The organism is Aureispira sp. CCB-E (assembly GCF_031326345.1).
In the GTDB taxonomy this organism is placed as follows: domain Bacteria; phylum Bacteroidota; class Bacteroidia; order Chitinophagales; family Saprospiraceae; genus Aureispira.
The window spans coordinates 6444604-6457254 of the sequence record NZ_CP133671.1 but is presented as its reverse complement, the minus strand read 5'-3'; the positions used below and the strand labels follow the sequence as shown (position 1 = coordinate 6457254).

Sequence of the window (12651 nt, the reverse complement as noted above, 5' to 3'; positions counted from 1 at the left end):
AGAATCTCTGTCTTTGTTAGAAATACTTTATGAACTTATCTAAATTACAAATTGGTGTTCTCACCAGTTCTTTGGTGTTATTGTTGAGCTTAGTTGTTTTAGGACAAATGGGATATACTGTGCCTAAAACAAAAAAGGGTGAAACAACAGGGGATGAACCTAAAGAATTATTAACAGAAGAAATTGTGCTGGCAGAAGCTAGAAATGCATTGGATTCTTCGCAAACCGTTTGGTTGGCAGAATTGGATAAAGAGAAGGCACAAGCAGCGACAACAATTAAAGAGGCAGAGGTTCTGAAACTTATTTCAAGAACCTGGTTTGAGTATGGCAATTATATTGTCAGTGGGTATTATGCACGTAAAGTGGCTGAATTATTAGATACTGGAGAAGCCTGGGGAATTGCCGGTACAACGTACGGTATGGGTTTTAAAACCAGTGCAAAAAATGATGAAAAAATTCTTGCTGCTCGTCAGGCAATTGCAGCTTTACAAAAAGCTCAAGAATTAGAACCTGATACGTTGCAACACGCCCTAAACGAGGGGTTGATGTATTTAGAACTAAGCGCTGTAGATGCAACGGTTATGCCAATGAAAGGGGTACGAATGCTTCAAGATTTGGACAAGCAGTTTCCAGACAATGTGATGGTTAATATGACATTGGCACGATTATCGGTTACTCGTTCTGGTGACCTTGCAAAAGCAAAACCAAGATTAGAGAAAGTATTGGAGATAGCAGAAAAGAAAACGGTTTCAAGTGAAATCTTGCTAGAAGCAAATTACTTCCTAATTGATTGTTATAAAGCAGAAAATAATAAAGAAAAAGTTTTGTTCCATTATGATAACACCATTCGTTTGAGTGCTCCTAAGCCTTCTATGCAGGAGCAAATGATTCGAGCAAAACAAAATTATATAAATAATAATTAATAACAAACGTAAAATATCAAGAATATGCCTTGTGGAAAAAAACGTAAAAGACATAAAATAGCAACTCACAAACGTAAGAAAAGATTGCGCAAGAATCGTCACAAGAAGAAGAAGTAATTTCTTTTAAGTGATAACTATATAAAAACACAAGGGCAAAGTAATTTACTTGCCCTGTGTTTGTATAGGGCTATGAGCAAAAGATAAAGCAAATAATTGCTTTGCTGCTGCTGCTAATAGCAAAAAAACTTGGAATATTATTAAAAGTAGTCTCCAGTTAAATACAATAAGACTACTTTGAAAGTCCAAAAACTAGATGCCCAATACTCAAAAAATGAATTGGTTTTACTAATTCGCTTCTATTATTCTCTCCTATTCTCTTTTTGATTGATGGTTTTAGATGTTTTTTAAAACTATTAATCTGAACATGTTTTACATGTTCATCTTGTACTATAATTATTTAACTTCCTTTGGGTCTACAAAAGGGGGAATGGAATTTTTTTGGCTAGAAAGTGCTGTATTTAGGCTCTTTGATATGTAGCCATAATTGATATCAACCAACAGTTGGTACCGTTCACCAGCTAATGATTTTTTGATAGTTCTTATCAACGGTGATAATAACATATTCTATAGTTAAATGATTTAGGTAACTGTGTATGAAACTAACAATGAACAGTTACTAGTAAGTATTGGCTTTATTCTTCTTGATAATAACAAGTATTTGACGATATACTAAATACTTAGAAGCAAGATGAAGATGATGCAATTTGATTTTTTGTACCAACAAAAAAAATACACCAATCAAATTTCCAAATTGTACCTATCCACTTAATAGAAGGGATATATAAATTGGAGTGTATGGATATACACGCATATTTATGAGATTGAAAAAAATATTAAAAATATAAGAGTGTTTATAAGCTAAACACTAAAGAGTATCTAAACATTTTAGAACCAGAAATAATTTGTTGTGAATTATGCTGTTCTTGTTATAATGTTAATCGGATGGATTGAAGAAACTCTTACGAAAAAAGAATAATAAAGCTTTGGAAAAAGAATTAATCATTAACTCGAACCAAAAAGAAATTCAGTTAGCATTAATTGAAAATAAAAAATTGGTAGAGTTGCATAACCAGTCCCTTAAAAACAACTTAATTGTTGGTGATATTTACCTTGGGCGAGTAACCAAATTACTGCCAGGCTTAAATGCTGCATTTGTAAACATTGGTCACTCCAAAAAGGATGCTTTTTTGCATTATACAGATCTAGGTCCCAAGCTAAAATCTCTGATTAAATTTACAAATGGAGCCATAGAAGGGAGCTTGCCCACGCATCTTTTGAAAGGATTTAATATAGAGTCCGATATCTTGAAAAAAGGAAAAATCAACCAAGTATTGACCAAAGGTCAAAATGTTTTGGTGCAAGTACTCAAAGAACCCATATCAACCAAAGGTCCTCGTCTGTGTTGTGAAATTACAATTGCAGGACGTTACGTTGTCTTAACTCCTTTTACAAATGTCATTGCTGTTTCTAAAAAAGTTACTAGCGATGAAGAAAGAGAGCGTTTAAGACGTTTGATGGAAAGTATTCGACCTAAAAATTTTGGCTTTATTGTACGTACAGCTGCCGAAGGAAAACGAGTGGCAGAATTGCACGATGATATCACTGAATTAGTCAATAAATGGGAAAAAATTTACAAAGAGTTATATCAAGCATCTGCACCAATCAAATGTTTGAGCGAACTTAATAAAACAAAGAGCTTGATTCGTGATTTTTGGAACGAGTCTTTCTCTAGGGTGATTGTCAATGACCGAAAAGTACAAGAAGAGGTTGTTAGCGAGATCAAAAAAGTAGCTCCTAAAAAAGTAGATATTGTCAAACATTATTCTGGCTCAAGACCTATTTTTGACCAGTTCGGAATTACTAAGCAGATAAAATCTTCATTTGGCAAGACTGCGACAATGGCTTCAGGGGCATACTTGGTTATTGAAAGCACGGAAGCCATGCATGTGATTGATGTTAATAGCGGTCACAAAATGGTGAGCAATGATCAAGAGGAAAATGCGCTTCGTGTTAATCTAGAATCTGCTGAAGAAATTGCCCGTCAATTGCGTTTGAGAGATATTGGGGGAATTATCATTATCGATTTTATTGATGTTCGCAAGAATGAAAATAAAGTGAAATTGTTTCATGCTATGAAGCAGTTTATGTCAGAGGATAATGCTAAGCATACCATTTTGCCTTTGAGTAAATTTGGCTTGATGCAAATTACACGAGAGCGAGTTCGCCCTGCTGTAACGATTTCAACAGCCGAGCAGTGTCCTGTTTGTACTGGAACAGGAAAGATTAACCCTTCCATTTTATTATTGGACGATATCAAAAGAGATTTGGAATTTATTATCAAATCTCAAAGCCCTAATAAGTTAACAATTCATGTGCATCCTTTTGTGAATGCTTATCTCAAAAAAGGCTTTTTATGGAGTTTGCTCATGCAATGGAGAAAAGAATATCGCCGTTGGATTCGTGTGACAGTCGACAATAAGTATCACATGATGAAATATTGTTTCTTTGATGAAAATGATGATGAAATTCGCTTGAATTAACAACTTGTGTTATCAACAATAGAAACTTATAGAGTTATTTTAAGAAAGTCCTTTGATTCATACCAACTAGTATTGAGTCAAAGGACTTTTTCCGTTATAATTATGAAATTAAAATCTCTAAATGAGGATGTGCTTTTTGTAGTGTAAGTAGTTCCTGAGTAGAAAGGTAGCGCTTGAGCTTTTTTAACTTAGGTAATTGTTGTAAGGCAGTAATTAGATCCTGAAGTTCAATATTATTAAAGGACAATTCTAAATACTCTAAATGCTTGAAATGAGGCAGCATTGATTTTAGATTAGTGACATTGCCGTTAATGGTCATTTTTTTTAAATGAGTCAAATTCTGTAGCTGAGTATACTGGATAGGGGAAGGAGCATGGTAACTCGTTTTGATAAAAAGTGACTCTAATTGAGGCATGGGAGGAATGGTATCAGGTAGTACGAGTGCTCCTGTCAAACGCAATGATTTTAAGTATTTGAACTCCGCAATACGTGGGGTGACTTGATAAATAGTTTCATTGTGAAAAGACAATGCTTCGAGATTTTCTAAAGCTAAGTAGCGGTCATCTAAGTGCTCAGAAGTAGTATCTAAATTTAGGTATTTTAGATGAGGAAGTTGTGCAAGTACGGCGATACTTTGGGTAGATAATAGGGTGCGATTGCAAACAAAATGTTCCAACTGCTGTATTTTGGAAATGTCTGGGTGCAAGCCTGTTTCCATAGAGTGCCAAATGGATAGTTTTTTAAACGTTGTAATTTGACTAAGTTGAGTCAATAAGCTTGCCCAATTCTTGCTATAAGTTTGAGTCAAACGAATTGATTTTAAATTTGGCAGCAAGTATAAATCGTTGGGAATATGCGCATCTTTGACAAAATAATAGGTAATTTTTTCTAATTGTGTCAAACTCGAAATGCCATCAATGTTTTGAGCAATCCGATGGAATTTTATGTCTTTTAAGAAGGTACAGTTTTGATACAGTAGTTGAATATGAGGAAGTAGATTTGGTTCAATAGTATAAGAATTGGAGGACATTGCACGAACGACTTCCACTAAAAAGTTAATGGCTATATCTTTAGGGGCATTTTTTAGTCCTAAAGGGACTTTCGGTGCCCATACTTTAGGACGATATCGATAAGCATACTGTGCGATTTTCCAAACTTCTAAGCTAGTACCTTCTGTAAGGCGTTCTAATTTATTTTCTGTTTTGTAGTGATCTTTTACAATTTTTAGATTAATTCTTAGTTTTAGTTTTTCTAATATTTCTTTTGAAGCATTTGCACTTAACAATTTTTTAGCTTTAGCAGCTATTTTTTTGTCTTCGGAGAACTTAAAGACAATAAACAATTCAGTCAACAATTCTTTTGGAGTCCCTCCTCCCTGTAATAATTCAATTCCTAAACTTTGATTTTCTAGATTTTGACTCAATAGCAAACTTGAAAGATGGTCGAAACTGTTCTTGTTTTCTTGTTCCAACAAATAAGGTTTTTTTATGGTATTAACATACTGTTGAAAAGCCTGTTGGCTAACTAAAGTATGTTCTTTGTCTGATAAGAGACTATAGTCTGTTATTCCTGAATTGCCAACTAGTATATGTGTGGTTTGAGCGTCTATTTTAGTTTGATAATTAACCCCATTTTCTTTCAGAATGCTACGTATTTCATTTTTAGGAAGTGTAGCTTTACCCAAAGCAACCAAGGTGTCGCCAGAGCTTAAACCGTTCTTATCGAATCGTTTTTTTTCGTAATCTAGCAATTGGTTAATAACTGTAGAGCGAAATGTTTTGTCCTCAAAGGATAGAATTTCTAGAAAATCAGAGCGTTCAAATGCTCCTGTTTTTAAGGGCTGTTGAGACTGAATATCAAAAAAAAGTTTTTGCGCTTTCGGAGTAAATTTTTGCTTTCGGACACGGCTTATAAAATGCTCATATTGCTTAGATGCATTAGTTTTCGTGTGCGGGTTGGTTACATTGGTAGGAAAAAGGAGTAATGCTTGATCGTATTTTCCAAAGGAATTATCTTTCCAACCGATATGCTGAATAGAGGGCATCTGTGCTAGAAAAACAGGAAATTTTTCTACTTGGTTATTTTCAAAATTGAGAACTTTTAGCTTGGGCAGTTGTGCCAAAAAGTCAGGGATTGTTTTTAGCCTATTATTAGAGAGAACAAGATTTTGTAGTTGTTTAAGTCGTAATACTTTTTGGGGAATGTTCGAAAGAAAACTGTTGGTTACCGTTAACTTAGTTAAATGCTCAAGTTCCCATATTGGTGAAGCAGTTTGATCATCTAGTGGATTCTCTGTGATATAAAATTCCTTTAAGGCTTTAAAGCCATGGCGAAGGGCTGTTAAATCTGTCATATTGCCCCAGTATATAGAAATACTAGTTAAAAGAGGCAGTTGACTAATACTAGCAGGCAGTTTGGTAATATTGGGAGAACGCCAAATGCTAAGACTTTTTAAATGAACTAAATTGGATAGGCTCTCAGGTAATTTAGAGAGTACGTTGCCTTTAATAGACAAATAGCGTAAATTTTTGAGTGTTCCAATTTCTTCAGGAAGTTCTGTCAGTAGATTGGATTCTATACTTAAATGTTCTAATTGTTGTAAGTTTGAAATTTTGGGGCTTAAGGATACAAAGTCACCAGAAATATACAATTTTTCTAGAGCCGTGAAGGTGTATATTTCTTCTGATAATTGGTGATTTTTGATGCCTCCATCTCTATAATTATTAATAGAAATATCCTTAACAGTAGCTTTGTTTTTGGATAAAGCAGTACGTAGATACATATGGAGCGAGAATTTTGATTGGTAGATTTTTTTATAAAATGACTCCACGAGGTTTTATGGAGGGAGAATACAAGGACGGCATTAGTACAACAGGAAGCAACCAAGCATTAGAATGGTAGCAGTCCACTAAAAACAGCAGAACACGAGTATAGTTCTATTAAGTATCGCCCTTGTGCAAGACCAAAGAATATTTGTCTAAAGCTAAAAATCAGGTGTTTCAGAGTTGCCTAAGTGATCTGCCATATGTTCTAATTGTTCATAAAAATCAGCTCCATATTTTCGAATGAGAGGTCCTTTTACAAACTTATAGATGGGTACCCCCAATTTGGCACCATTGTCACAAGCAGCAGAGCAAATATCCCAACGATCATAGTCCAACTTCTCAAAACTAGAATTGTTTAATTGTTCTACTCGAATAGGGTAGAGGTGGCAAGAAATAGGTTTGGGGTAATCAACAGCACCCGCTTCATAGGCTTTTTCGATACCACATTTAGCCACCCCGTTGTCTTCATACGTCATATAAGCACAGGCAGCGTTGTCAATTAAGGTTGTTCCAAATTCTTGCTCTTGTGGGACATAAACAGCGACACCTTGCTCTTCAATGGCTTTAATGCCTTCGGAGGTTAGAAAGGGTTTGACTTTTTCATAAATATTTTCCAACACTTCCAATTCTTCTGTTTCCAAAGGTGCACCATAGTCCCCTTCCCAACAGCAAGCTCCTTTGCAAGCATTTAAGTTACAAACAAATTCTTCGTTAAAAATTTCGGGAGAGATGACTTTACTATCAATGATTAACATAATTATTCTTTTACTTCAAATTTAATAGGTGCAGTATAATATTCAATGGTAAGCATTTGAGTAAGCTTATTTTCTTGTTTGATAACCGTTCTTTTTCGAGTAGCAAGTACAGTAGCCGTGCCCAACTCTAGTCGATTAGCATGTTCAGGGATAATCTGGAATTTGTTGCCTCGGCTAATGCCGCTGTGATTGATAGAAAATGTATTTCCTTTAGAATCGGTAAAGATAAGCACCAAGCCATCTTCTGACCCAAGTGCTGGTCCCTTCCAAGTGAGTAAGCCCCCTTTCGTTTTACTAACACCATCAGAAGCAATTTTAAGGCTATCAAAAGAATTCAGTTTGATTGGCAACTTAACTGTACTTCCGTCTTTCTCGGTATAACTAAAGGTATATTGATTTTCAAATGGCACAGAGTTCTTGGTTAGGCTGTATTGCAAACCAACTTCAGGGCGTTTTCTGAAAATTAAAGGCATATCGTTCAAAAAAACTTCTCCTTCAATGGCTTGGGTAGAGTCCGTTCGGAATGTCATATCTGCTTTTAGTTCTCTTGTCTGTTGCAGATAACGAACATAACAATTGATCTTAGAAAATGCATACTTATCAGGTGTAGATGGAGAGGAGTTGATAGGACCACAGCTCGTAATGTATCCCACTACTAAAGCTCCAAAGAGTATTTTAAAAAAATATTGAATAGAATGCTTCCAATTAGTAATCATATTAACCTTTATTTTAGTAGTTTTATGAGGCCTAAATATACAGAATTTCTACAAGATGTGTTGTTACTTTTGTTTCTTTAGCATTATTTTTGGTAGACTAATGACCAAGATTTGTCCATAATCTTGTAAAACAATATAATTTGGTCTAGATTATTAGACTTATAAAATAGGGGCTTTAGTATAATTTCTATATTTTTGCACTGTTTTAACGAAAAAACAAATTCCTTTCGTTAATAATGTGTTGTAGTTTGCTTTTTAATGCTTCTACAGCAATAGATATTATTATGAAATGCGTTTATGAACCAGTTTGTAAATAAGTATGAGCGAAGAAACCAATTATATTTTCATACTTTATGTCTGACAATCTACTAAAAATAGAGCGACGTACCAGCTATTGGTAGATAATTACATAACTAAAGGAAAAAATTATTTTACAATTAACTCAAAAATTAAATAGACAGATATGCTCAATCGTATAGGTGCCATTTTTATGGCTGTAGCGTTATTGCTTACTTCTAATATTCAAGCACAAGATGACCCAGTACTGTTTAAAGTAAATGACAAAGAAGTTCATGTTTCTGAGTTCAAATATATTTACAATAAAACAAATGGTGAAAAGGCAGATTACAGTGAAAAGTCGCTTAAAGAGTACTTGGATTTGTATGTAAACTTTAAACTTCAAGTTGCCGAAGGTATTGATATTGGTTTGAATGATAAGCCAGAAGTAAAACGTGAGCAAGATCAATATAAACGCCAATTGGCAAGTACATATTTGACAGATCGTGAAATTACCGAAAAGTTAGTTCGAGAAGCATACGAAAGAAGCAAAGAGGATCGTAAAATTAGCCACATTTTTATTGCTGCGGACCAAAATGCAGATGAAAAAGTAAAAAGAGAAGCTTTTGAACGTGCTAAAAAAATTAAAAGTGAATTGACAGCTCAAAACTTTAATGATTTGGCCAAGCAGTATTCTGATGATCAATATAGTAATGCAAAGGGAGGAAATTTAGGTTGGTTCACAGCTTTGCAATTGCCTTATGGTTTAGAAACAGCAATGTATGAAACCAAAAAAGGAGCGTTTTCGGAAATTGTGACGACAGACAAAGGGTACCACATTGTACGTGTCGATGATGTACGCCCTGCTTACGGAAGAATTAAAGTAGCGCACATTTTACTAAGAACAAAGAAAAATCCTGACCGTGCGAAAACTCTAGTAGACTCGTTGTATAATGTGTTAAAAGAGGGTGGTAAGTTCGAAGAATTGGCTAGTAAATATTCTCAAGATAATGCGACTAAGAATAGAGGAGGACAATTGGGATGGATTGGAATTAACAATTATGCACAAGACTTCGAAAAAGAAATTTTTGCATTGGAGCAAGATGGAAATATTTCTAAACCAATAAAAACTGAAGCAGGTTGGCATATTCTAAAGCGTTATCAAGGAATCAAAAATCCTAAATATCAAGATGTAAAGTCAGAAATTACTAATAAAATCAAGCGCAAGCCTCGTTTCCAAATTATACAAGATGCTTTGGTAGCGGATATCAAAAAAGAAGGAAATTATCAAGAGAATGAGGCTGTGAAAAAAGAATTGATTGATCTGTTGAAAAAAGATAATACGTTCTTGACTTACAAATGGAAAGCAGAAAAAAATCAAGACCTAGAAAACAAGGCTTTGTTTACAGTTGGAAACTTGAAAGGAACTGTTCGCGAGTTTATGTCTATTGCTCAACGTGCTCATAGTGAGCGAATGAACGAGCAACCTCGTACGATTGAGGCTGCTGTAGATCGTATCATCAAGAAATTGGCCATCCAAAAATGTTTGGCTTACGAGGAAACACAGTTGGACAAACGTTATCCTGAGTTCAAGGCCTTGATGCGTGAATATGAAGAAGGAATTTTGTTGTTTGAAGTAAAAAAACAACTGGTATGGGACAAGGCATCTAGCGATGAAGATGGTTTGAAGAAATTTTATGAGGAGAACAAAGAAAATTATAAATGGAAGCAACGTGCCAACGTAACGTTTTATACACTTCGTACAGATGATAAAAAAATGGTTAAAAAAATCCAGTCCAAAGCGAAAAAGAAAAGTGCAGAGAGCTTAAAAGCTATGTTTAACAAAGATCGTGAAATTGTGCAAACAACTAGTGGCGTTTACGAGAAGGGCAAAAACATGGAGTTGGATAAATTGAAATGGAAAGCTGGAACGGTTAGCAAAGGGTATAGCAAAGATGGATCAACGTATTTTACAAAAATAGAAGAGATTATCGAGCCATCTATTAAGACATTAGATGAGGCAAGAGGCTATGTTGTTGCTGATTATCAAGATAGCTTGGAAAAAGAACTCATTAAAAAATTAAAAGAGAAATTTACTGTTGAAATTAATGAGGAAGTATTAAAAAGTATGGTTAAATAGGATTTGAAAACATACTTTTATCCATAAAAAAATCGGTCTGCCATTCTACATGACAGACCGATTTTTTATGGATGTTTATATTAATGCTTATCTCGGTTGAAAATTTCTCGCTCCAACCATTTTTCACTGGCTTTTTTCTCAGGAACTTTTTCGGGTTCTTCCTCACATTTTTCTTCCTGATCTCCAGCAATATCTGGCACCTTGTCTTCTATTTTAGGAACATAAAGTGTTCGAATAGGGAATGGTATATCTATATTATTGGCATCAAAGGCTTTCTTCAAAGCAATCATGGCTTTACTTTTGGCTTCTAAAGCTGTTAATTTCTTCGTTGCATTCACCCAGAAACGCAGCTGAAAATCAATAGAACTACCCCCAAATTCCAAATAATGAAATTCTATTTCTTGTCCTCCTTGAGGTGGGTAAAGTTCTTTGATGGCTTCCTTAGCTATTTCTTGAACCGCTTCAAGGTCGGAGCCATACGCTACGCCACATTTGATTGTAGATCGAATTTTGGTTGTTAATCCGTAATTTTTAAAAGGATTGTCTAAAATCATTTGATTGGGAATGACAACAATATTATTATCTGCTTCTTTCAGCTTTGTATTTCTTAAATCAATTTCTACAATAGATCCTGAATAGCCATTGGTCTCTACCCAGTCGCCAACACTAATGACGTCCCTAACAGCTAAGAATATTCCAGAAAATGTATTGGCTAGAGTTCCTTGTAGAGCCAAACCTACAGCAAGACCGGCTACCCCTGCCCCTGCTAGAATAGATGTTAAAACATCATTTAGATTTAATACATTTAAAGCTAAGATCAGCCCTAATGTAATAAACACAATAGATGCAATATTTGAAATTAAGCCTCTAATAGACGCTTCTTTTATGGGTTTCCTAAGCAATTTGTTTACCCAATTTTTGACATATGTTGACAACCAATAAGCAATTGTAAAAATAAGAATTGCTAAAATTAAATTGGGTAAGTTTAATATAATCGCATCGACCCAGTGAGCCAACTTATCCATAATTTTGTCCCAAGAGGAAGTCATTTGATCTTGGAATTGATCGGTTATTTTTTCGTCCATTTGTAAATATATATTTTGTATTTTTTTGAAAATGATGCATAGATTCTATCGGATTAATCTGTGGCAAGGCACATACATCCTTTATGGCATAGACTAGCCCTACCACTTATGGCTTTGTGTCTAATAGAATGACCCTACTATCGCTTAGGCTTCTATATTTGAAGGAGATAAAAGTTATTTAAACTAAAGGATATATGGAATTATCAATAGTATCAAATACTGTACAAACAATTGCTAAAACGCAAAGAACAGGACACTACTTTTGCTTACATGTTGGTGTAACAGAAAGCTAGAATCTATGGAATAGTCTTTCTAAACGATTGTCTTAAAAACTATACTATTATAACAAGTTAGTCGACAAATTGTTTTTAAAAATATTAGTTTTGTCTTAAAAAAAAGAAGACCAATACTAGCGTTGGTCTTCTATATACTTAGCAAAGTTATTGCTTTATTTTTTGTCTCCAATTGAAAATTTCCCTTCTATAGGATTCCACAACAACTGAATAGAAGAGTAGGTGATCTCGTGAAGCGAACCGCAGTATTCTCTTACTGAGGGGTCATTGTTTTGGCACTTTTCTTTTAATATTTGAGTTTGCATTTGAGCAGAAGCCGTACTTCCCGTTCGAGGCAGTTGATAACCAAACTCTAAATGATGGTTTAGAGCAGGGTTGAATGCTGCGGCTGCCAAACCCATGGTTTGTTCTGAAAAATCTCTATATGTCAATTCGGGAACAACTTGTTCTGTTATATCATTCCATCGACCATTACGGAGTTTGAGAATATGAATTTCACCATGAAGGAAAATGTCCATGTGATTTTTTACAACTGCAGCAATTGTTTCTCCATTAGATTTCTTCAATAAACTCACTTGTAACGTAAAAATATCGCCAAATGCCTTGTCTTTTATCTCAATAAAATTGTTTTTTTCATCGACAAAAACTGTCGCATTGCTAGACTCCACACTTTGGACAATCCATTTTCCATCTTTGGATACAATAGGATGTATTTTTATATCATCATCGTAGTCTGCTAATAGGTTGTAATAATCTATAATAGCTTGAGCCTGAACAGAAGATGTTGCCCAAAAAGAAAAGCAACAAAGTAGTAGTGTTACAGGAAGTGTCTTCATGATGTATTTGGTTTGGTAGTTAATGATAATAAGCAATATACGCAATTCTTTCTGAATCATCAATTAAGTAGTTGGGCAATTTATGGTTCTTTTGGAGGGGCGGCTAGAAGCAAAAGAGGTGCAGACAAATTACAAATGAGCAAATACAAGAAAGAATCTTTAAACACAGTGCAACTCTAACAATAAAGCCTTACCTTTGTTG

Annotated in this window: 8 protein-coding genes; 3 read left to right on the top strand and 5 right to left on the bottom strand. The window is 34.6% G+C overall.

Annotated features, from left to right (window positions below; all coding sequences use genetic code 11):
- Nucleotides 1-29 precede the first annotated feature (29 nt).
- Both QP953_RS25000 and QP953_RS24995 read left to right on the top strand, forming a co-directional pair.
- On the top strand, nucleotides 30-923 hold the full coding sequence (locus QP953_RS25000) for a lipopolysaccharide assembly protein LapB (protein ID WP_052597671.1): 894 nt from the start codon (nucleotides 30-32) through the stop codon (nucleotides 921-923).
- 1043 nt (nucleotides 924-1966) lie between these two features.
- On the top strand, nucleotides 1967-3523 hold the full coding sequence (locus tag QP953_RS24995) for an Rne/Rng family ribonuclease (RefSeq protein ID WP_052597670.1): 1557 nt from the start codon (nucleotides 1967-1969) through the stop codon (nucleotides 3521-3523).
- Between the two features lie 100 nt (nucleotides 3524-3623).
- Here QP953_RS24995 and QP953_RS24990 read toward each other — a convergent pair whose 3' ends face one another.
- The 3 genes from QP953_RS24990 to QP953_RS24980 all read right to left on the bottom strand — a co-directional run bounded on the left by QP953_RS24990 (nucleotide 3624) and on the right by QP953_RS24980 (nucleotide 7819).
- Nucleotides 3624-6305, bottom strand: a complete 2682-nt coding sequence (locus tag QP953_RS24990; protein WP_309553285.1) for a leucine-rich repeat domain-containing protein — start codon at nucleotides 6303-6305, stop codon at nucleotides 3624-3626.
- Nucleotides 6306-6506: 201 nt separating this feature from the next.
- Nucleotides 6507-7103, bottom strand: a complete 597-nt coding sequence (locus tag QP953_RS24985; protein WP_052597668.1) for a DUF3109 family protein — start codon at nucleotides 7101-7103, stop codon at nucleotides 6507-6509.
- Nucleotides 7104-7105: 2 nt separating this feature from the next.
- Nucleotides 7106-7819: a hypothetical protein gene (locus QP953_RS24980; protein ID WP_052597667.1), complete on the bottom strand. Its 714-nt coding sequence runs from the start codon at nucleotides 7817-7819 to the stop codon at nucleotides 7106-7108.
- 463 nt (nucleotides 7820-8282) lie between these two features.
- Between QP953_RS24980 and QP953_RS24975 the strand changes: the two genes are divergently transcribed.
- Entirely contained in the window at nucleotides 8283-10235 is a 1953-nt protein-coding gene (locus QP953_RS24975) for a peptidylprolyl isomerase (protein WP_309553284.1), read from the top strand.
- 80 nt (nucleotides 10236-10315) lie between these two features.
- Here QP953_RS24975 and QP953_RS24970 read toward each other — a convergent pair whose 3' ends face one another.
- Both QP953_RS24970 and QP953_RS24965 read right to left on the bottom strand, forming a co-directional pair.
- Nucleotides 10316-11320, bottom strand: coding sequence for a mechanosensitive ion channel family protein (locus QP953_RS24970; RefSeq protein ID WP_063833119.1), 1005 nt, complete (start codon nucleotides 11318-11320; stop codon nucleotides 10316-10318).
- Between the two features lie 448 nt (nucleotides 11321-11768).
- Entirely contained in the window at nucleotides 11769-12449 is a 681-nt protein-coding gene (locus tag QP953_RS24965; protein WP_309553283.1) for a hypothetical protein, read from the bottom strand.
- Nucleotides 12450-12651: the final 202 nt, after the last annotated feature.